Raw genomic sequence first — 20,839 nt, 5'->3', positions numbered from 1 at the left:
CAGCTACAAGGCAAAACTGCCAGCGAGAGTGGAGAGTATCAAGTTCCAACCATCAACAAGAACAAACAGCATCAACTTAAACGGCAGCGATACAATCATTGGTGACAACATCATCATACCCATAGCCATTAATACCGATGCCACTACCAAGTCGATGATTAGGAACGGCAAGAACAACATAAAGCCTATCTGGAAAGCCGTTTTCAACTCTGACGTGATAAATGCAGGAATCAGAACCGCCATTGAAACATCTTCAGGGTTGGTCACTTCCGCACCAGAGATCTCAACAAAGGTTTCTAGATCTTTGATTCGAGTCTGTTTAAGCATAAAGGACTTAATCGGTTCTTGGGCAACATCGAATGCCTGTCGTGCCGATATCTGTTCATTGAGATAAGGCTGAACTGCTTGTTCGTTAACTTGGTTAATCACTGGCGACATGATGAAGAAGGTCAAGAATATCGCGATACCAATAATCACTTGGTTAGACGGTGTTTGTTGTAGACCCATTGCCTGACGCAAGATAGACATCACCACCACAATACGGGTGAACGAGGTCATCAAAATCACCATCGCCGGCAAGAAGCCAAGCATGGTCATTAGAGCCAAGATCTGTAGGTTTATCGAGTAGTCTTCACCACCATTAGCATTGGTTGTCATGGTAAAGGCAGGTATGCCACCACCATTGCCGGTTAAGCTACCCGTTGTCATGGTTTGCGATTTGGCTTGGTCTTGTTCCATCGTGCTCATGGTTACCGACTCTGAGCCAGCGGTATTCGCAGGAATGACGGTGCCATCTTCAGCCTGTGCAAATACCGACATACTGAATATGAGTGAGCAGAGGAGAGTGAGCTGAACCAACAACATTTTAACCATTCGGAAAGCTCCGTTTTGGCAAACGTAAGATGAGTTCAAAAGTCCGTTACTTGTTTGCATCTTTTTTTATTAGCTGGGAAAGCTGACTTGAAAATGTACTTTTTTCCAGCATCTCCTGAGTAAGAGGTTTATCGAGCTTAGAAATTAGCTGGATAGATTGCGTGGTAATCCCGACTAAGAACTGATCATCACCAGCTTGAACAATAGCGATGCGTTCTTTAGTACCTACAGGAATTTGCCTAACAATCGCCAAGCCTTGCTGATTCGACATTGCAGGCACTTGCATGCGCTTGAGTAGCCAAGCAATAAATAAGATGAAGGCTATAACGAAAATTAGCGACCCAAAAGTGGTCGCTAAATCGAGAGATGGCGGCGTTGCAGCAAAGGCAACAGAAGGAGAAGATAACAAAGCTCCCCCCATAATTAGCCTAGCCAATCTTGGAGACAGAAAGCTCATTAACGCAGCTTCTTAATTCGTTCTGTCTGGCTAATAACGTCAGTCAAACGAATACCAAACTTGTCGTTCACCACAACCACTTCACCATGAGCAATCAAGGTACCGTTTACCATCACATCCAGTGACTCACCAGCAATTCTATCTAGCTCAACAACCGAACCTTGGTTCAACTGAAGTAAATTACGGATACTGATCTGAGAGCGGCCAACTTCCATTGAGATAGTCACGGGGATATCCATGATGGTATCCAGTTTACGACGCTCATCTTCAGAAATCGGAGACGATGAATCGGTTAGCTCATCAAGTGGTGCCGCAAGCACGTCATCAACATCAATTGACGGTGCTGAAGGATCTTCACCAAGTGCCGCAGCCCACTCGTCTGCTAGCTTTTGATCTTCACTAGGTTCCATTACCAATTCCTATACTTTTATCTATTTTGCTATTCGTCATCGTCGCTATTTTCCAGCTCAGACATTAAGTCCTTGCCTAGAAAAGCGAGATCAGTTTTAACCACATGTGGTCTTTGAATTTTTTCAGAAATCTGTACTGCGAGCTTCTCACCGGAACGGCCCATTTTCACACGATACGTTGGCAGCTCTTCAACGAACATAGTCGCATGCTCAGGCATGTTCATTGGAATGACGTCACCGGGTCGCAGCTCCATCAAGTCACGCAGAGAAATATCTTGCTCTAGCAAGTTCACACGGAAGTTAACCGGCACATCCATAATTTCATCACGCAGCGCGGTACTCCAACGAACATCGGTTTCCATTTTGTCTGATTGAACACCGGCATCCAGCAGTTCACGAATCGGCTCTACCATGGAGTAAGGCATCACGACGTGGAAGTCACCACCACCGCCATCCACTTCAATGTGGAATGAGCTTACAACAATCACTTCTGTTGGGCTCACAATGTTCGCCATACTTGGGTTCACTTCAGAATCCAAGTATTCAAACTCAACCCCCATCACTGGAGACCAAGCTTCTTTGTAATCTTCAAAAACAATTTTCAACAGTAACTGAATAATTCGTCTTTCGGTTGGCGTGAATTCACGGCCTTCAATCTTGGCGTGGAAACGTCCATCACCACCAAAAAAGTTCTCTACGAGAATAAAAACAAGACGAGCTTCCATGGTGATAAGCGCCGTGCCTTTCAGCGGGCGGAAACGAACCATGTTTAAACTAGTGGGTACATACAATGTGTTTTGGTACTCACCAAACTTCATCATCTGCACGCCGTTGATCGACACTTCAGCTGTTTTACGTAACATATTAAACAAGCTAATCCGCATATGACGTGCGAAACGCTCGTTAATAAGTTCAAGGGTCGGCATTCGACCACGGACGATTCGATCTTGAGATGAGAAGTCGAAATTGACCGCACTATCATTGTCGGTTTCTAAGACATCTTCTACGTCTTCAACATCATCAACGCCATGTAATAGCGCATCAATTTCGTCTTGGCTTAATAAATCGGTCACAAATTACCTATTGAATTACGAAGTCAGTGAATAACACTTTTTCAATCACAGGCTGGCCAACAGCTTGAGCCAGGCTTGCTTTAATATCTTCAGTCGCCTTATTTCGCAGTTCAACTCGCCCAGTTGGAGAGCGCAATTGATCAACCGTTGCTGAAGCGAACGTTGCTAATAAAGTACTCTCTACAAGAGGAGAGTGGTAACGAGCCAAGTCTTCATTCTTGCTGCCACGCACCATCAACTGTGCTTTTATCTGAACTAGGCGGTCTTTTTTATCACCTGTCACATTGAACAAGAAGGGCTGAGGGATATTAACATACATAACAGGCTCGGCTGCGACCACAGCAGTAGTAGGCTGAGACTGAGATTCTGAGGCACTATCATCAGAGCCTAAAAAAAAGAACAGTGCGCCACCTACGCCAAGTAGTAAAACGACTACCGCTACAATGATGATGAGAAGCTTACTCTTCCCTTTAGGTGCATCTTGTTCTTCTGCCATATTTTGCTCTAACTTCCTGTTCTTTCGATTAACTGACGGTACTTTCTATTAACTGGTTCTGTCTATTAACTAAGTGTACTTAGCCTGATATTAGGCATAATAACTAATTCCATCACGCTTTGATGCGACATTCAATTCAAGATTGCTGCCACTATCAAGGTTTTCATCACCTTGACCATCATTTGTGCGGTTAGCGCCGGATTGTTGTTCACCATTGTTGTATCTATCTTGCCCCTGGCCAGAGTTCTGTTGTTGAACTGACGAATCGGCAAGCTGCATCCCTTGTTGAGCGAGCATCTCTCTCAGACGAGGTAAGGTTTGCTCAATCACATCTCTCGCCTGCTGATTGCTCACGGTAAAGTGCACGTTCGCGACGTCATTATTCATGGTCATTCGAATTTTCATCTGCCCCAATTCAGGTGGGTCGAGTCGGATGTCCAAGTTCTTAAGGTTTTTAGACATCATCATTTGGACTTTTTCAGCTACCTGCTCATTGGCTAATTCTTTGGTGAGCTGTAAAGGAGCCTGTTGAGCAGCTTGAATTTCAGCTCGCGTAGGTGCCGAACCAACCGTTGCTGTACCTTGTGCGCCGGCCGCAGCAGCGATCTGCTGAGCAAAGGCCGAATCTTTAGAATCTTCTTTAGCACCCGCTTTTCCAAGACCAGACAGTGCAGCTGCACCGGCTCCAGTTTTAAGTAATATGTCCGTTGAGCCGGCTTTGGTCGCTGCAGGTGCTGCATTCATCGCCACCCCTTGCGCAGTTAAAGCAGGGTCTAGCGCAGCTTGTTGTTGAGGTGAAGCAAGGTTAGCTTGTTGAGCCGCTGCCTGTTGGGCCGCGTGCGCATTATTGGCATGCAACATTGCTGCCTTGTCTGAGACAGCATTGGCTGCAGCTTGAGACGAGGCCTGTGATGTCGCTTGCTGAGCAGCGGTCGCGACAGCTGCTGTCGATGCTACTGCCGCTAAGGCTTTAGCTTCATTCGAATTTGCATTATCCCAATCAATCGCGGTTGGGTTATCTGAGGTGCCAGTTGCGTTCGGGGCTTGGCTTAGTAAAGCACTAGCTTGTTGTTGAACGTTGGCGAACTGTTGATTCAACACTTCTATATTAGAGGTTGCTTTAGCTAAGGCAGCTTGCTCGTCGACCGTCAACTTAGCACCACTTTGTTGTTTTTGAAGCAAACCATCCACTACAGACTGCTCTGATTCAATCTGAGCGTTCAATTGGTTCAACGCTTTGGTATGAGCATCAACCTGTTTCGCTAGCTCAAGTTCAGCTGGTGAGAGTGCTTGGCTTTGATCGGTAGTAACCGCGCTAGCCGCATTTTTTTGGTTCAGCTCTCGACTCATACTTGCTTCAATTTGTTCTGGGGTAACGCCTTTATCCATCAGCTGTCGAATTTCATCATCTGATAACTGAGACACTCCCTTACCTCCGGTAAGCACAGCGATTTCAGAATCGACCTCAAGGCTCTTCTCTTGATTTGCTGCACTAGCTTGTTGTGTCGCATTACCCGCAATTGAAATGCCTGCAACAGAAGCACCCGCGACATTACCTTGGACTTGATCTATCTGACCTTGCTGAGGCAAGCCTTTGCCGTTTGGCGCTTGATTTAGAGCTTTGTTTGCCTCATCCAACTGACCAAGCAATTTATTGCCTTCACTCATCGCTACGCTGGCTTGCGACGCCTGCGTAGAACCATCTACAACTGATAAATCCTGAGCTTGAGAAGCCTGTTCTTTAGAATCGTTAGTCGTAGCCTGCGCGTCTTTACCAGCCGCCTTATCTGCGACATTGTTATCAGAGACAGTGTTATCAGCGATGGTGCTATCAGTGCTTGAATTAGCTTTGAGCTGAGCCTCCGCTCCAGACACAGCCTCTGCAGATGTTATATCTGTGGCTTTGTCGTCCTCGACTTCTGAAACCACTTGTTTACTTTGTGCTTCGCTCACTTCGTCAGTCGCCTTTGATTTCGCTGAATCACTTTTCTTCGCTTCAGCTGACGCTTCACCTTCAGTAGCGGCCTGCTTTTCGTCAGATTTCGACGCGTTTTCAGTGTCTTTTACTGCGGCTTTACTGGCACTTTCTTCAAAGCCGAGCGCTTCTTTAAAAGACTCAAAGAAACCTTTAGCGTCGCCGGTCTCTTCTACCTTTGAAGAAGTAGAACCGGTGTCCAACAACGATGACGTTTTGTTGGTCGCTGAATTTGAGGAAAGACTAACATTCATATATACAAGCTCTATCTACTAGCTTTGCTGCGATGAATCATGCAACAAAAAGAAAGTCGGGTGCTTTTCATGCCTTTGGTGGACACGACGCGCAATTTTATATAAAACTGAGCAAGAAACATGCCTATAAGTTCTGTTCTCTCAACCTAAAGAGCAGTGGCTACCTTATTCGTGGCTTAGGATCACATCTTCTTTCGGCTGTATAACAAAGTCGAGAACTCATCCATTTGCTTTTGTTCTCTTTGGTCTTGCAGTTTTGCTTTCTCTTTCTGCTTTTTTTCCATCAACCACTCGTAGGATTTACGTTTTTTGCGTAATTCCATCCAGTAGTTTTGACAGTTGTCGACTTGATTTTTAAAGTGGTGCTCCGCTTCTCTCTGTTTAGAAAGCGTTTCATCTAATTGAGTTAAGAAGCGGTTTAAGTGACCATATTGACTCGCCGTTAACCCGGCCTTGCCACGGTCGACAAGCTGCTGGCAGTAATCAAGTCGGTACTTTTCAATCTGCGCAACCTGCTCATAGTAACCTTGCAGCTCCGAGTTCGCTTTGTTGAGCGCGAGTACAGCTTGGTTCTCTTGATCTTTGGCTTGATCGAGCAAAAATTCTAATGCGTTATCCATGACTAACCTTATTCACTCGTTAGCCACCCAATACATGCTTTAACATGTTGACACACATGTCGTATGGGACAGTTTCTTTCATCTTCTGCTGCAAGTATTCATCCAGTTTTGGCTTCAAAGTGAAGGCACTATCAATTGCAGGATCAGTTCCTGGCTTGTAAGCACCAATCGAAACCAAATCTTGGTTTTTGCGACAAATAGACAGCACTTGCCTTACCGCTTTCGACATCAGCACATGTTCTTCAGTGGTAATTTGCGGCATAACACGACTGACGGATTTCTCGACATCGATCGCAGGGTAATGACCCGCATCCGCCATCTCACGCGACAACACAACGTGTCCATCAAGGATCGCTCGCGACGCATCAGCAATGGGGTCTTGTAAGTCATCGCCTTCGGTTAACACGGTAAAGAAAGCCGTAATCGAACCTTGTTCATCATTGCCGTTACCCGCACGTTCCACCAGCGCTGGAAGCTTGGCGAATACTGATGGCGGATAGCCTTTAGTTGCTGGCGGCTCACCAACAGACAGAGCAATTTCACGCTGAGCCTGAGCAAAACGGGTCAATGAGTCCATCAACAACAAAACATCTAAACCTTGGTCGCGGAAATACTCGGCTACAGCCAACGCAGTTTGACAGCCTTTTAATCGCATCAGTGGCGATGAGTCAGCAGGAGCCGCGACCACCACCGACCGCTTACGACCATCTTCACCAAGAATCTCTTCAATAAATTCTTTAACTTCTCGTCCACGCTCACCAATTAGACCTACAACCACTACCTGCGCGGTTGTGCCTCGAGTCATCATACCAAGCGTAACCGACTTACCGACACCAGAACCAGCGAACAGACCGATACGCTGTCCTTTACCTACGGTAAGTAGGCCATTAATCGCCTTTAAACCCACATCGAGTGGTTCAGAAATCGGTTTACGAGCTAAAGGGTTGATTGGCTCAGCATTAAATGAAGCGCGCTGCTCGGTATAGATTGGACCTAGCCCGTCGAGTGGATTGCCTACGCCGTCGATCACTCGACCAAGCAGCTCCATACCTACAGGGATGCCACTTTCAGTGGTCATCGGTGTCACACGAGCGCCAGGTAAGATCCCAGTGATTTGCTCACTCGGCATCAAAAATAGGTTATCGCCTGAAAATCCGACGACTTCGGCTTCCATCTGACCAGACATAGTTTCAACTAGACACAGGCTGCCGATCGGAGCTTTACAGCCAGTAGCTTCAAGCGTTAAGCCAACAACGCGGACTAACTTACCTGATGCAATTGGTCGCGATTTTAGCCCTTCGACTTTGTATTGGCTAAGACGATTCGCTAACTCAAGCATTACTCATGACCCTGGTGACGGTTTGCACCACAGAAGTTCTGAATGACGTTTTTCACGCGATCTTCCATGCGGTAGTTAACGCTTGATTCACCCGCTTCGATTTGTACATCACCACGATTAAGTGCAGGCTCCGCAACTAGCGTCCAATTACGGCAATCCAATTCTGTTTCGCCATACGCAGAGCGAATGATCGCCACATCTTCCGGGTTAAGCTTCAAGGTAATCGCATGACCAGAAATTGGCAGGGACTCTACCGACTCTTTCACGGTATCTAATATGATTTGTGGATTGGTTTGTACTTCAACATGAACCACTTCTTTGACCATGGTCAGTACCATGTCTACCAGCTGCTTCTCAACCTGAGCATTCATCAGCTCTAATGGCTGAGCAAACTGGTTGGCAAGCCCCATAAAGATGGCAACTTGTTGCTGAATGTACTCTTGGCCAGCAGTCACGCCTTCAAGCTTACCGGCTTGATTGCCTTCTTCGTGGCCAGCGGCAAACCCTTCTTCTTTGCCTTTTTCGTAACCTTGTTTAAAACCAGCCTCTTGCCCTTGATGAAGGCCTTCTTGATAAGCACCTTGTTTGATCAGTTCGATCTGCTCTTCAGTTAGAACCAACTCTTCATCTTCAATGGCCTCTTCAACTGTCGGCATCCAACCAGGGTCGTAGTTAAACGCCGTTTCTTTGGCTTGTTTATTCACATCAGAGGTATAGTCAGGTAGCCCCCATTTCTGAGGTTGGGCAACCGTATTATCTTCTTCAGGGCGAAGGAAGCCGCGTTTTCTATCACCTGACATATCAGTACCTATCTATGAGTACGTCCAACTGCATTGTCAATTCAAGCAGTTAAACAGAGTTAATCTGTGGTTCGAAATTGGATAAAGAAAAGCCCCAACAGTGTGGGGCTTTTGAGGTTTCTGTATTAAAGGAACTCGTCGGCGCCACCAGACAGCATAATCTCACCACTGTCTGCCATCTTCCTCGCAATACCCAATATCTCTTTCTGAGCCGCTTCCACGTCAGAGACTTTCACTGGCGGCATCGCCTCAATATCGTCTCTCATCATATCGGAAGCACGTTTAGACATGTTCTTGAAGATCTTCTCACGTAGACCATCATCAGCACCTTTAAGTGCTTTCTGTAGAATGTCTTGTGGAACATCACGTAGCAGTCGCTGAACACCTTGGTCATCCACTTCAATAAGGTTTTCAAAGACAAACATAAGATCTTGAATCTGAGTTGCCATGTCTTCGTCTTGATCTCGAATTTGATCCATCAAGACACCTTCTACGTTGTTGTCCATGTAGTTCATGATCTCGGCCGCGGCTTTCAGGCCACCAATTTTGGCAGCTTGAGCACCAGCTTGACCCGCAAACTGTTTCTCCATGATCTCGTTCAACTCAGCAAGCGCCGAAGGTTGAACTTCTTCAAGGTTGGCAATACGCATCATTAGATCCAGACGAACACGCTCTGGGAATTGAGACAGAATCTCAGCCGATTGATCAGCATCGAGGTACGACAAAACAATAGTTTGAATTTGAGGGTGCTCATTGATGATGATGCTCGCCACTTGACGAGGATCCATCCACTTAAGCGAATCCAAACCTTTCGAGCCCGTACCGAGAAGGATTTGGTCAACAAGGTTATTCGCCTTGTCTTCACCCAGAGCAGCCACCAACGCGTTACGCATGAAGTCTTCGCTACCCATACCAATGTTGGTGTACTTCTGAATATCATCTAAAAAAGCACGGTGCACTGCGCCTACTTTCTCTTGAGATAGATCCGTAGCTCGTGCCATCGCACTACCCACACGCTGAACCTGCTTTGGTTCTAGGTGACGAATAATACCAGCAGCGTCTTCTTCATTTAAACTGAGTAACAAGATCGCAGCGCGCTCATCGCCTGAGATAGAGTCGATATCCACGCTAGAGACATCAAGCACTTCACCGCCTTCAGTTTGTTGTGGAACTATTTCGTTAGCCATCTACCATCCAATTCTTAACTACTTGAGCTGCTAGCTCCGGTTCATTCGCTACAAGTGCACGTACTGCTTTCAGCACATCCTCGTCTTTATGAAGGTTTGGCAAGTCAATGCTTGAACCAAATTCAAACAGCTCACCACCTTCAATATCACCACCAATTAAGCTGGTTTCGCCGTCGACACCAATTGGCATGCCATCAGGGCCGTACATTTGATCATCATTATCAGCTGCTGGGTTAAGCAGTTTCTTCATTGCAGGGCGAACAAGTACCAATACCACCACAATAATAACTAAGGCACTCGCGAACCAACGAACCCAATCATTAAAGTTTGGATGCTCCCAGATAGGCACATCTGCCACGACATCTGTCACTTGTGGTGCGAACTGCATACTTAACACGTTGAGTAAATCACCACGGCTTTCATCAAAACCGACAGTACCAATCAATACCTGACGAATCGCATTGATTTCGCTCGCAGGGATTGGAGTATGAACTACTTCGCCCGTATCTGGGTTCAATGATTGACGGTCTTTGATCGCTACCGATACAGTCTGGCGGTTAACCGTGCCACTCTGTTTACGTTCATGGCTGATGGTTGTATCTAACTCAAAGTTTCGAGTTGCTTCTTTATGAACCGAGCCTTGCCCCGTCATCGAGCCGTCTTTCATCTGAGCAACATCTTGTGGGATTGAGGCATCAGCAGGTGGCTGATTACTCAAAGCACCTGGAATGCCCGCAACAGTATTTCCGTTGTTGTAATCTTCTAAGGTGTATTCACTTCGAGTCGCAGGTGTATTCGGATCAAAACGTTTTCTGGTTTGTTCCACTGCACTAAAGTCGAGCTGAATATCAACCTGAGCGGTATAGTTACCAAACCCAAGAATAGGAATCAGAATAGAGTCAATTTTTTCACGCAATGCTTGTTCTTGGTTGCGCTCTAACTCGTGTTCTTTACGACGCGCTGCAGACATAGGGTCTTGAGAGCCTGAGCTCAACAGTCGACCATGCTGATCAGTCACCGTAATACGTGAGGTTTTCATTCCCGGAACGGCACTAGCGACCATATCCACAACAGAATCGACTTCTTGTTGCTTAAGATTGTTACCTGTTTTAAGGGTTAGGAATACGGAAGCTGAAGCTTCTTGATTGTGACGCACAAACACGCTCTGCTTTGGCAACGCCAGTAAAACCTGAGCTTTACGCACCTGTTTCATTTGTTCAATGGCTTTGGCAAGTTGTCTTTCGCGGCTTAATTTAAGGCGTTCTTGTTCTAAACGTTGTGATACACCAAAGCCCATGTCTTGCATGAGGATGTCATCACCCGCGTTTCGCTCTTGGTTCAAACCAGCTCGAACCATATTGAGCTTCAGAGAATTGTACTCACTAGCCGGTACTGAGATGGTGTTGCCTTCAAGCGTGTACTCGATCTTTTGCAGATCCAAGTAGTCAAGAACGGGAATCAACTCTTCTGTTTCGTAAGCTCCTAGTGGACGCATTTCTGGCTCTTTCACCCAGAAAAACAGCATCACGATCAGCGCTACACAGATAGAGATAGAAAGAACTAAGACGACCTGACGAAGTAAATCGAGATCACCGACAGCCATATCGAACTTCGATGAACTGCGTTCACCTAGATCGGGATTTTGCCCTTCTCCGTCTAGCTCAGAGCCTGCAATAAGTGCGTGGTCATTGCTATCGCTTACGGTTAAATCTGTTGTTTGACTATTATCTGCCACTATTTAACTACCCAACTTATACCGGCATATTCATCAGCTCTTTGTACGATTCGACCAATTTATTTCTAATTTGGATCGTCGCCTCAAAAGCCACACTAGATTTATTACGAGCAATCATCACGTCCGAAAGGGATACGCTTTGGTCGCCGCTATCAAAACGAGCTTGAAGATCACCTGAGGTCTTTTGTAATGAGTTCACATTATTGATGGCATTAGTCAGCATGTTGCCAAAATCTGCACCGACCGCTTGCCCCGTTGCTGCGGGACGCGCGCTGGCAGCTTCAACCATCATTGCCTGCATTTCGCCTTGTAAACCATCTATTCTCATCTACTACCTCAGGAGTCAAAATTATGACCATCTATTTAGCTATATTATTGACAGAGCAATTAGCGTGCCACACATTAAATTGACTAGATATCGTAATACACTAGTCAGAAAGCTGACACTACTAATCTATCCTTAGTTTGGGATATCTATTCCAGCATCACGCATTTTCGCCAACTTGTAACGTAATGTGCGTGGGCTAATACCCAGTTTTTCCGCCATATCTTTACGTCGGCCATTACATGCGATCAGGGTTTCAAGAATGATCGCATACTCTTGATCTCTAAGCTCATTACCAAGCCCTTCACTGCTAGCAACTATTTTATTAATTGGGTTTGCTTCTGCAACTGGCTTAATTTCTGGTGCCGCAACATCACTGCCTTCAACGATTTTTTGTAGGCTGCTTGCGTCTTGCCAGTCAACACCTTCAAGAAGAATGTGCTCACCAGAGATGTTCTCTTGCTCGCTCAATATTAACGCACGCTGTACCACATTGTCTAATTCGCGAACATTGCCAGGCCACGGATAGTTGACGAGTTTGCTGATTGCTTGTGCTGACATCACTGGCACTGGCATACCAAGTTTGGTGCAATGGCGCTCAACTAAGTGCTTGGCTAAAGGCTCAATATCACCTTTACGCTCGCAAAGAGGAGGCCAAGAAATTGGGAATACATTCAGGCGATAGTACAAATCTTCACGGAAATTACCTTCTGACACATACTGTTTTAGATCTCGGTTACTGGTCGCTAATACACGGACGTCTAATTTGATGCTCTTGCGACTACCCAAGCGTTCAACTTCACGCTCTTGCAAGACGCGCAGTAGTTTCGCTTGTAGGCTAAGATCCATTTCACTGATCTCATCCAACAAAATGGTACCGCCTTGAGCTTGCTCAAATTTACCTGGACAAGCTTGAATAGCACCAGTAAATGCGCCTTTATCGTAGCCAAACAGGGTTGCTTCCAACATGTTATCTGGAATCGCGGCACAGTTAATCGCAACAAATGGACCGTCTTTACGGCTCGAAGCATTGTGAATATAGCGAGACATGACCTCTTTACCAGAACCACTTGGCCCCAACACCATGACGTTAGCATCGGTTTTAGCCACCTTATCAGCCAACATCATTAGCTTGATGCTTTTCTCATCGGCAACGATGGCATCGCCATTATCTTCCGATTTTACCGGAGCATAACGGCTCACCATATTGAGCAGTACTTCAGGCGCAAATGGCTTTGCCATATAGTCTATAGCGCCCTCTTTCATTGCGGCAACGGCGTCTTCAATGTTGGCATACGCTGTCATCAACAATACTGGTAGATTTGGCCAATGCTGCTTGATATTTCTTAGCAGAGCTAAGCCGCCCATACCTGCCATCTGCACATCAGAGACAACAATATCAACGGAGTTAGATTTCAATTTTACCAGAGCATCTTCCGCACAATCCGCTTCCAGCCATTCATAGCCAGCAAGCGCGAGAGTGTCGACAAGGGCTTCGCGTAGACCTTCATCATCTTCGACGATTAACACTTTGCTTTGAGCCATAGGATTCTCCAGTGTAAATTCAGTTAAAACTTATTAGTCTTCAGAAGAAGCGCTTCTTTCCAGCGGTAGGCACATAGTAAAGCATGCGCCGTCACCCTCTTCTGATATCAATTCCAGTCGGCCTTCATGTGCTCGACAGACCATTTGTACAACGGCTAAACCTAGACCTGTACCTTGCGAACGAGTGGTAAAGAAGGGTTCCATAATTTTACCTTGAAGCTCTTTCGGTACGCCGGGGCCACTGTCTTGTACTGATATTTTAAGCTCGCCGTTTACTGGTCTAAAAAACACATCAATCTGCGATTCCTTGCCAGCAATTTGAACCGCGTTCAAAACCAGATTACTTAACGCTGATGCGATGGCGTTGGCGTTGCCAAACATTTGAGTCTGTTCGCCTTCAACTTCCTGACAATAATCAATCTGGTTGGATTTCAGTGCCGCTTCCACCATCGGGTGAAATTCTGTTATCAATTCAGCGACAGTAAATGGCTTAACCACCTTGTTGTCGCCACCTTTGGCAAACAACAGCATGTCGTTCACTTGTTTCTCTAAGTCATGCAATCTATCCATAAGCTTAGATTGAAAACGTGTCTTTGTTGCCGGTGGCAGGTTTGGCGCGGCAAGGTTGGATGCATACAACATTGCACTAGAAAGCGGTGTACGAACCTGATGGGCAAGCGAAGCTACCATTCTGCCTAATGACGACAAACGTTGAAGATCACTCACGCGAGACTGCAGAAGACGAGTTTCTGTCAGATCGGTAATCAAGATAAGTTGACCCGTAGTAGAAGCTGAAATCGCCAAACGCACTTTTCGCCCGTTCTTCAATGAAATCTCATGGCCATCGTCATCTTTTGGGTCAAAGGCACTTTGAATTACTGAAAACCACTTCTCGCCTACGAGCTCAACCCCAAGGATACGATGCGCTTCTGGGTTCGCTTCTCTCACTTCGCCATGAGTATCTAACAAGATTACCCCTGCAGGCATTACATCGAGTACTTGCTTATAGCGTTCAACCTGCTGCTCAACAGAATCTAGGTGTGATTGATTTTCTGGTTCGTTAGCTACATGCATGTCAAAAATTTGCCTCAGATACTAAAACAGCCTGAGACGTACAACACGAGTCAGGCCATTTGCTATATTTATCACATAGTTAAGCAAGCAACAACTCGACTATGGTCTATCTATTCAGTCAGCTAGAGTTACCAAATAGCTAAGAAGTGTGTGTTAGTTTTTCGTTTTCATCGAAAACTGGACACTATCGCTGCAAGTTATATTTACGCATTTTTTCAACCAGAGTGGTCCTGCGCATTCCAAGCATATCAGCAGCACGAGCAACAATACCGCCCTGTGCTTCCAAGGCTTGATTGATCATATTCACTTCCATATCTGCGAGTAGCTCTTTCAGGTTAACCCCTTCTGGCGGTAACTCTTGAGGCGCATTAGCGTTGTCGGCAAGTTCATCTTGCTGATCAAAGCTAAAATCTTCTGCGAACAAGTCGGAAAGTGCATCACGCTCTTGCTCTTCTTCAGAGACAAAGCTATTAAACTCAGGCTGGAATTCAGGAATATCACTGTATCGATATTTAGTGGGTAGATGATTCACATCAACCAAGCTATTCGGATACAGGATAACCATTCGCTCAACGAGGTTCGCTAGCTCACGAACGTTACCTGGCCAGTAGTGCTCCATCAAAGAATTGATAGCACGAGCCGTGAAGCAGATAGGCATACTGCCTTCCGCTTCCATTCGAGTCATTAGTTCTTGAAGCAACAGTGGAATATCTTCTTTACGATCTTGAAGCGCCGGCATTTCAATCGGGAATACATTCAAGCGATAATAAAGGTCTTCACGGAACGAATCATCATCGATCATATCTTCAAGGTTACGGTGGGTTGCTGCAATCACACGAACATCAGCTTGTATGGTGCTGTTACCACCTACGCGCTCAAAACATCGCTCTTGAAGCACTCGTAGCAGCTTAACTTGCATCGCCATTGGCATATCGCCAATTTCATCGAGAAACAGTGTGCCACCTTCAGCCAATTCAAAACGGCCTTTACGAGCGGTAATTGCACCAGTAAACGCTCCCTTCTCATGACCAAATAATTCACTTTCGAGCAAATCAGGTGGAATCGCGCCACAGTTCACTGGTACGAAAGGCCCTGAACGACGTTTAGAGTGGTAATGAATGTTACGCGCGACGACTTCTTTGCCTGTGCCTGACTCGCCAAGAATCAGCACGTTTGCTTCCGTAGAAGAGACTTGTTCAATTAAATGACGTACTTCTTGAATGCCAGCACTTTGGCCTACTAGGCTGCGAAACAGTGTGTTCTTACGTGCAGAAGACACAACTTGAACACCTTTACGGCCTAAGAAGTCTTTACAGTGTCTTAATGCATCACTTAATTGCGGGTAGTTAAGAGGAAGTTCAAGCTCACCAACATAGTTAGTCAACTCGTCAACCGGGTGATTGTTTTTGCCAATCACCAGTAAAGGGATGTGATTGGCGTGAACAAGCTTCTCATTGAGTAATGCGTTGAAGCCTTTACCTTTAATGGTACCAATAATGCAGCCGGCCCACTGTAGTGACCAGTCAACTTTACGTGCTTGTTCAGAGCTGATTACTTCGCAGCTCTCTCCTACAAACTCTAATATTGTGCTTAAATTGTGACGATCTTGAGCGTTATCGTCGACGACAAGCAGTTTTGCCAAACCTTGCATAAGTAGGAATTATTGCCTTTATTTTGGTGCGATGCGGAAAAACAGTGAGCGACGTAGTCTATAAAACAGTGAAAAGTATCAATGATTATGGTCTACGTGGACAAATTTAGGAAATCAGCAACGAAAAAAGCCATTAGGCTATCTAATGGCTTCTATTTTATTTGATTAAAAAAATAAGGCAACCAACCAATTAAGGGATATGAGATTGGTTAAAACTGCAGTTTTTCTTTAAATACCTACGTCAGCGGACGTCAAGTTGTGATATTCGTTCGGAATTTGGTCCCAAGCGCTCTTAATTTCACGGATAATATCGATAACATCATCAATAGGCTGTGGGTCATTTTTGTGATTTGCCGCAGAAATTTGCGTGATCATGAACTCATAAAGTTGATCTAGGTTTTTCGCAATATCGCCACCATCGTCCATAGATAGGCAACTACGTAGGCTAATAATGATATCTAGAGCCTTACCAAGTCGCTCACCTTTCACTGGGATGTTGCCTGCTTGCATTGCCGCTTTGCCTTGAATCAAACGCTCGATAGCTCCAGCCATTAGCATTTGTACAATCTTATGCGGTGAGGCAGCCGTTAGCTGACTATCCACTGATACCTTTTTATATGCCTGTAAAGAACCGCGCATAGTAAACCTCTTCTATAAAAACTTTTTGTATTGTTGAACTGATTTAGCGCCGTGACGGTATTTGTGTAAGGTCTTACCTACTCGACTCGTCTCAGACTGCATCAATTCGACTAATTTTCTGGTTCTGGTAATGGCTTCTAACCATTCAGAACTTTGCTTAACGTCGGGATGTGAGTCGATTATTTGAAGCACGTTTTGCAATAACTGTTCTCTGTTATCGACAAGCTGCGTTATTTCTTCAGCATTAATTTCACTAAATTCAAGTTTAGAGATAATTAATTGATCGAGTTCACAAAGCTCTTGTAGCTGACTATTCATCTATTAGCCCAACGCATTCATCATACTGCCCAGTTGAGATTGCATCTTACTGGTTGCATCTTGCATGGCCGTGAACTTAGAGTGTGTACGGTTCTCAAGGCTATCCATACGGCGATCAAGGGCGCTCTGGTCATCAACCAAACGGTAGTTTTGCTCGACTAAGCTCTTTTCTCGAGTACGAATTGAGCCCGTGATACCTGTGATACCTTGAATCGCATCTTCCACTTTTTTGGCGAAGCCGTTGTTACCGCCAAAGAACTCACCTAACTTATCAAAGTTATTGTTGAGTTGACGGTCAAGCATGTCGTAGTTGATTTCTAGCGAGCCTTGCCTTGTGGTCGTGATACCAAATTCAGTCAAGGACTTGAGGTTGTCTGGCGCACCTTCGATACTTGATGAAAATACCCCTTTCAATCGAGAATCGGCGTTACGAACCGTACTGTCTCCAGAAAGCGGCCCTTTTTGACCGGTCGTTGGATCAACACCGGCCAAGCTCTTAGACACCTGGTAAAACTGATTGTAAGAGTTAACGAAGGCTTCAATGTCTTGACGCACACTATTGCGGTCGTACTCCACACCAATTTCTGCCGGTGGCTTATCTTTTGGCGTTTTTCCCTTCACCGTAATATCAATACCTTCAACGGCATCTTCAATCACATTGTTATTACTAGAGAGTTGAGCAACACCATCTAGGACGACCATAGAATCTTGGCCAGCCTGAACTTCAGTCATACCGCTATAGGTATCAAAAGATTGTTGTGCCTGCGCGAGGTCAGCTTGCGCTTTATCGACCTTTTCTAAAAGCTCTCGCTCTTCAGGTTCTAATTTCGCACGCTCAATCTTTTTGGCTTGTTCAGCGGTCAATTCGCCTTTTTGAACTTTCTCAGCCAGATCGGCTTTTTCTTGTGAGATTTTCTCTTCGATACGCGCTTGCTCAGCCTCAAGCTTCTGTTGGGCTTCTTTAGGTGTCACGTATGAATCAGTCAGAGTACCTGAGGCAGAATTTGACCACCCTGGCACATCGGGTGCCTTCTCTATCGCTTTTTCATCAAGCTCAAGCTCGGGTGTGTAGTAAGAGTCCAAAAGAGTACCTGAGGCTGTTTCTGTCCAACCAGGGATATTGTCTTCAGGCATCACCGACTTTGCCGCCTGAGCTGCGTCTAGGGCAGCTTGGCCGTCGGCTGCGGCTTGCTCACCATAGCTAAGACTTTGAGAGTCTTCGTCAACATCTGAAATGGAATTGGTTTGGGCTTCTGGAATGATATTGCCATCTTCGTCGAGTGTTCCACTCACATTTGGGTCATCGTTAGCGATCGCTTCATCGATGAGTTCGACGGCTTTTCCAGCAGGGGTTAGAGCTAAAATATCTTGAGCAGCAACGCGTGCTTTCTCTAACGCTTTAACACGCTCTTCAAGAGTTTTGTATTCGAGTTTTTTTAGGGGATTAGCAGCATCTGACTCAACGTTGATGCTGATCTGCTGATCGGAACCAGACTGGTTCGAGGCAACGATAAGTCTTGGACCTTCGACATCGTTGATAATAGATGCACGAACGCCTGGGTTGCTATCAGCACCGTTTATACTGCGAACAACATCGATAAGTTTCGATCTGTCGCCAACTTGTACATCAAAGCTGTTATCACCAAGCGAAACCTGCAGCTTACCTGGGCCAAATTTCATGTCCTCTGACAAAACATCAGAAGCCACTTTATGGCTTTGGGCAAGCTGCAACACATCGATGGCATATTTGCCAGCGATCGCTTCGGTAGTCGCCGTTGCAGAAACAAGACCTTCATCGGTACTTTCGACTGTTCGCACAGCAAAAGCTTTTTCCTGACGAAAGTTTGTCATCAGGTTTTTCATCGAATCAAGGGATTCTCTGAGTCTTCCATAGGCACTAATGCTGGTATCGATTCGCGTTCGTTCATTGTCGATTCGTTGCTGTTTGGGTACACGCTCCGAATCAACAATTTTGCTGACCATGGAATTAATATCCATGCCAGACGAAATCCCCATTGGGCCAAAACTCATTAAATCACCTCAATAATACGACTTAAACCTTCACCTCAAATATTCGACTATTCGAGTTTTGGGCTGCTAGGCGTCTTAGAATTTCAAGCATTTCTTCGTCAGGGATCTGGCGAATAATATCACCGGTTGTGGTCTCATAGATGGTCACTACATCCCTCCCCGATTCTTCATCGACCTTAAAAGCCACACCTTTATTGAGAGAAGAGATAAACTCATTTACCTTCTCCACCATTTTGACTCGCTCTTCATCATTTAACTCTTGTCTATGTTGAGCTAATTGAATCGCTGCTTCGGTAGCTTCCTCTTTCGATTTCTCTACCTTGCCATAAGATGTTGCTTCTTTTAGTCGCGAAATACTCGACGCACTACTACCTTCATCGCTTGCAATTTTAATGCCATTAGGTGAGCCATAAGGCTGGATGTTCGATGCGTTGGATGATATTTCCATAACACTCTCCCTCCCTCCTTTATGAGCCAAACAGTAAAACTCTACCCAAAGTAGAGTTTACCGCTACTTACCGAGGTAAGTTTAGCCCAATAAGCTTAGAGCTGCTGATGGTGACTGTTTTGCTTGAGCTAGGATAGAAGTACTCGCCTGTTGTAGGATTTGAGACTTAGTCATAGCCGTTGTTTCTTTCGCGTAATCGGTATCTTTGATACGGCTCTTAGACGCATTAACGTTTTCGTTGATGTTATCTAAGTTGCTGATTGCATGGTCAAAACGGTTTTGGAAAGCACCAAGAGATGCACGGTTACTATCAACAGATTTTAGTGCGCCATCAATGATAGATACCGCTTCGTTTGCACCAGCAACCGAGGTCACGTCGATGTCGTTAACAGTAACATCTTTGCCTGCACCGATACCAAGTTCACCCGCAAGGCTGCCGCCGAACTCAACATCACCATCAACTTTTTGGCTAGAAGCGAAAAGTTGCAGTTTGCCGCCTTCACCAACAGACGCTTTAACGTCTTGGCTTTGACCGTTGATGTAAGTTGCTAGCTCTTCCATATCGTTGCCTTCTTTCGCAGAAATAGACAACTCTTGTGCTTCGCCAAACTTATCGTTGTATTTGATCGTTAAGTCAGCGCCAGCACCTACGCGCCAAGAAGCATCTTTGCCTTCTTCTACGCCGTAGCTCTTACCACCCATGTCTTGAGTGTCGGTACGCATGTTATTCATAGTCAGCATTACTGCTTCACCAGAATCTGCACCGATTTGGAAAGATTGGCTACCGTAAGTACCATTAAGAAGCTTGTTACCACCAAAAGAGGTCGTTTCAGCAATACGGTTAAGTTCTGTGTTTAGAGCAGAGACTTCTTCTTGGATCGCAACACGTTCAGATTTGCTGTTTGAACCATTTGAAGATTGAAGAGAAAGGTCACGCATACGTTGCAGAATGTTGGTTGACTCATTCATCGCACCTTCAGCAGTCTGTGCAATAGAGATACCGTCATTCGCGTTTTTCACAGCCATATCTAGGCCACGGCTTTGCGACGTTAAGCGGTTAGAGATTTGTAGGCCTGCAGCATCATCTTTTGCGCTATTAATTTTATAGCCAGAAGACAAACGCTCCATTGATTTTTGAGTACCTTCAGCCGCGCTATTCAGGTAGCGCTGAGCCGTCATTGCAGACACATTAGTGCTTACATTAATCGCCATAGTTGATCTCCTTTAGGCATTTTTTAATGCACTTATGTGACTCTCACCTCACACAAATACATGTCAATTTGTTTATGTACCAGTGTCTCTCTCACCTTACATTGGTACATATCATTTCTCTCAATCCCTTTAACGGCCCCTTAATTAGAAGCTTTAATAAAAAATGCGATTTTTTTCGTATTCTTTTCAACAACAAGGAAAAATGTGATCGGCCTTCAATTAATAGGTCAGCATTCGCTAAAGTTTCGTATCCTCGCTCATTTATAAGTGTCGCCTTGCACATAAAAACCAAAGCAGATCCCTGATATCTAGTTTTTGCTTCTGTTTTCCAACATTGCACTTTTCCCAATACACCGTCGCCAAATCGCAGGCAATAA

20 protein-coding genes are annotated in these 20,839 nt (G+C 45.4%); all 20 read right to left on the bottom strand.

What is annotated here, in order from left to right; translation table 11 throughout:
* Positions 1-3: 3 nt before the first annotated feature.
* Positions 4-933, bottom strand: a complete 930-nt coding sequence (gene fliP / locus FTW16_RS20570; RefSeq protein WP_186728098.1) for a flagellar type III secretion system pore protein FliP — start codon at positions 931-933, stop codon at positions 4-6.
* Positions 920-1,330 carry a flagellar biosynthetic protein FliO gene (gene fliO, locus FTW16_RS20565; RefSeq protein ID WP_123301866.1) on the bottom strand — a complete coding sequence of 137 codons (411 nt, stop codon included), beginning with the start codon at positions 1,328-1,330 and terminating at the stop codon, positions 920-922. Before fliO ends, fliP begins: the two co-directional genes overlap by 14 nt.
* Entirely contained in the window at positions 1,330-1,740 is a 411-nt protein-coding gene (gene fliN, locus FTW16_RS20560; RefSeq protein ID WP_004739851.1) for a flagellar motor switch protein FliN, read from the bottom strand. The genes fliO and fliN overlap by 1 nt, the downstream gene beginning before the upstream one ends.
* Positions 1,741-1,769: 29 nt before the next feature.
* Positions 1,770-2,813, bottom strand: a complete 1,044-nt coding sequence (fliM, locus tag FTW16_RS20555) for a flagellar motor switch protein FliM (protein WP_060983689.1) — start codon at positions 2,811-2,813, stop codon at positions 1,770-1,772.
* Between the two features lie 7 nt (positions 2,814-2,820).
* Positions 2,821-3,309: a flagellar basal body-associated protein FliL gene (fliL, locus tag FTW16_RS20550; protein ID WP_146492312.1), complete on the bottom strand. Its 489-nt coding sequence runs from the start codon at positions 3,307-3,309 to the stop codon at positions 2,821-2,823.
* A 90-nt stretch (positions 3,310-3,399) separates the two neighbouring features.
* A complete protein-coding gene (locus FTW16_RS20545) occupies positions 3,400-5,538 on the bottom strand; it encodes a flagellar hook-length control protein FliK (RefSeq protein WP_146492311.1) in 2,139 nt (712 codons plus the stop codon).
* A gap of 182 nt (positions 5,539-5,720) precedes the next feature.
* The gene (gene fliJ, locus FTW16_RS20540; protein ID WP_017631772.1) at positions 5,721-6,158 is read right to left on the bottom strand and encodes a flagellar export protein FliJ; all 438 of its coding nucleotides are present in this window, start codon (positions 6,156-6,158) and stop codon (positions 5,721-5,723) included.
* 19 nt (positions 6,159-6,177) lie between these two features.
* A complete protein-coding gene (gene fliI / locus FTW16_RS20535; RefSeq protein WP_017060680.1) occupies positions 6,178-7,497 on the bottom strand; it encodes a flagellar protein export ATPase FliI in 1,320 nt (439 codons plus the stop codon).
* The gene (fliH, locus tag FTW16_RS20530; protein WP_048661519.1) at positions 7,497-8,297 is read right to left on the bottom strand and encodes a flagellar assembly protein FliH; all 801 of its coding nucleotides are present in this window, start codon (positions 8,295-8,297) and stop codon (positions 7,497-7,499) included. The genes fliI and fliH overlap by 1 nt, the downstream gene beginning before the upstream one ends.
* Positions 8,298-8,422: 125 nt before the next feature.
* Positions 8,423-9,484 (bottom strand): flagellar motor switch protein FliG, encoded by a 1,062-nt coding sequence (gene fliG / locus FTW16_RS20525; RefSeq protein ID WP_060983693.1) that lies wholly within the window; start codon positions 9,482-9,484, stop codon positions 8,423-8,425.
* Positions 9,477-11,219 carry a flagellar basal-body MS-ring/collar protein FliF gene (gene fliF, locus FTW16_RS20520; RefSeq protein ID WP_060983694.1) on the bottom strand — a complete coding sequence of 581 codons (1,743 nt, stop codon included), beginning with the start codon at positions 11,217-11,219 and terminating at the stop codon, positions 9,477-9,479. The genes fliG and fliF overlap by 8 nt, the downstream gene beginning before the upstream one ends.
* A gap of 16 nt (positions 11,220-11,235) precedes the next feature.
* Complete coding sequence (fliE, locus tag FTW16_RS20515; protein ID WP_017060684.1) at positions 11,236-11,547, bottom strand: flagellar hook-basal body complex protein FliE; 312 nt, start codon at positions 11,545-11,547, stop codon at positions 11,236-11,238.
* 132 nt (positions 11,548-11,679) lie between these two features.
* Positions 11,680-13,089 carry a sigma-54-dependent transcriptional regulator gene (locus FTW16_RS20510; protein ID WP_146492310.1) on the bottom strand — a complete coding sequence of 470 codons (1,410 nt, stop codon included), beginning with the start codon at positions 13,087-13,089 and terminating at the stop codon, positions 11,680-11,682.
* A 33-nt stretch (positions 13,090-13,122) separates the two neighbouring features.
* The gene (locus FTW16_RS20505; RefSeq protein ID WP_146492309.1) at positions 13,123-14,163 is read right to left on the bottom strand and encodes a sensor histidine kinase; all 1,041 of its coding nucleotides are present in this window, start codon (positions 14,161-14,163) and stop codon (positions 13,123-13,125) included.
* Positions 14,164-14,347: 184 nt separating this feature from the next.
* Positions 14,348-15,814, bottom strand: a complete 1,467-nt coding sequence (locus FTW16_RS20500; RefSeq protein ID WP_060983697.1) for a sigma-54 dependent transcriptional regulator — start codon at positions 15,812-15,814, stop codon at positions 14,348-14,350.
* A 228-nt stretch (positions 15,815-16,042) separates the two neighbouring features.
* Positions 16,043-16,453: a flagellar export chaperone FliS gene (gene fliS / locus FTW16_RS20495; protein ID WP_004736194.1), complete on the bottom strand. Its 411-nt coding sequence runs from the start codon at positions 16,451-16,453 to the stop codon at positions 16,043-16,045.
* 12 nt (positions 16,454-16,465) lie between these two features.
* Positions 16,466-16,771 carry a flagellar protein FliT gene (locus FTW16_RS20490; RefSeq protein ID WP_146492308.1) on the bottom strand — a complete coding sequence of 102 codons (306 nt, stop codon included), beginning with the start codon at positions 16,769-16,771 and terminating at the stop codon, positions 16,466-16,468.
* 3 nt (positions 16,772-16,774) lie between these two features.
* A complete protein-coding gene (gene fliD, locus FTW16_RS20485) occupies positions 16,775-18,802 on the bottom strand; it encodes a flagellar filament capping protein FliD (protein ID WP_146492307.1) in 2,028 nt (675 codons plus the stop codon).
* Positions 18,803-18,824: 22 nt separating this feature from the next.
* Complete coding sequence (gene flaG / locus FTW16_RS20480; RefSeq protein WP_048661526.1) at positions 18,825-19,250, bottom strand: flagellar protein FlaG; 426 nt, start codon at positions 19,248-19,250, stop codon at positions 18,825-18,827.
* Positions 19,251-19,331: 81 nt separating this feature from the next.
* On the bottom strand, positions 19,332-20,462 hold the full coding sequence (locus tag FTW16_RS20475; RefSeq protein WP_019820748.1) for a flagellin: 1,131 nt from the start codon (positions 20,460-20,462) through the stop codon (positions 19,332-19,334).
* Positions 20,463-20,839: the final 377 nt, after the last annotated feature.

Origin of the sequence: Vibrio sp. T20 (genome assembly GCF_007858795.1) — a bacterium.
GTDB classification, from domain to species: domain Bacteria; phylum Pseudomonadota; class Gammaproteobacteria; order Enterobacterales; family Vibrionaceae; genus Vibrio; species Vibrio satsumensis.
The sequence above is the reverse complement of the archived record's forward strand: the minus strand, read 5'-3'. Positions and strand labels throughout refer to the sequence as shown.

Excerpts from the sequence above, each read along its gene's own strand:
- FTW16_RS20490 (WP_146492308.1), bottom strand. The coding sequence starts at position 16,771 with ATGAATAGTCAGCTACAAGAGCTTTGTGAACTCGATCAATTAATTATC.
- fliP (WP_186728098.1), bottom strand. The coding sequence starts at position 933 with ATGCAAACAAGTAACGGACTTTTGAACTCATCTTACGTTTGCCAAAAC.
- fliE (WP_017060684.1), bottom strand. The coding sequence starts at position 11,547 with ATGAGAATAGATGGTTTACAAGGCGAAATGCAGGCAATGATGGTTGAA.
- fliN (WP_004739851.1), bottom strand. The coding sequence starts at position 1,740 with ATGGAACCTAGTGAAGATCAAAAGCTAGCAGACGAGTGGGCTGCGGCA.
- fliL (WP_146492312.1), bottom strand. The coding sequence starts at position 3,309 with ATGGCAGAAGAACAAGATGCACCTAAAGGGAAGAGTAAGCTTCTCATC.
- FTW16_RS20500 (WP_060983697.1), bottom strand. The coding sequence starts at position 15,814 with ATGCAAGGTTTGGCAAAACTGCTTGTCGTCGACGATAACGCTCAAGAT.
- fliD (WP_146492307.1), bottom strand. The coding sequence starts at position 18,802 with ATGAGTTTTGGCCCAATGGGGATTTCGTCTGGCATGGATATTAATTCC.
- fliO (WP_123301866.1), bottom strand. The coding sequence starts at position 1,330 with ATGAGCTTTCTGTCTCCAAGATTGGCTAGGCTAATTATGGGGGGAGCT.
- flaG (WP_048661526.1), bottom strand. The coding sequence starts at position 19,250 with ATGGAAATATCATCCAACGCATCGAACATCCAGCCTTATGGCTCACCT.
- FTW16_RS20510 (WP_146492310.1), bottom strand. The coding sequence starts at position 13,089 with ATGGCTCAAAGCAAAGTGTTAATCGTCGAAGATGATGAAGGTCTACGC.
- fliJ (WP_017631772.1), bottom strand. The coding sequence starts at position 6,158 with ATGGATAACGCATTAGAATTTTTGCTCGATCAAGCCAAAGATCAAGAG.
- fliI (WP_017060680.1), bottom strand. The coding sequence starts at position 7,497 with ATGCTTGAGTTAGCGAATCGTCTTAGCCAATACAAAGTCGAAGGGCTA.
- fliG (WP_060983693.1), bottom strand. The coding sequence starts at position 9,484 with ATGGCTAACGAAATAGTTCCACAACAAACTGAAGGCGGTGAAGTGCTT.
- FTW16_RS20545 (WP_146492311.1), bottom strand. The coding sequence starts at position 5,538 with ATGAATGTTAGTCTTTCCTCAAATTCAGCGACCAACAAAACGTCATCG.
- FTW16_RS20475 (WP_019820748.1), bottom strand. The coding sequence starts at position 20,462 with ATGGCGATTAATGTAAGCACTAATGTGTCTGCAATGACGGCTCAGCGC.
- fliH (WP_048661519.1), bottom strand. The coding sequence starts at position 8,297 with ATGTCAGGTGATAGAAAACGCGGCTTCCTTCGCCCTGAAGAAGATAAT.
- FTW16_RS20505 (WP_146492309.1), bottom strand. The coding sequence starts at position 14,163 with ATGCATGTAGCTAACGAACCAGAAAATCAATCACACCTAGATTCTGTT.
- fliS (WP_004736194.1), bottom strand. The coding sequence starts at position 16,453 with ATGCGCGGTTCTTTACAGGCATATAAAAAGGTATCAGTGGATAGTCAG.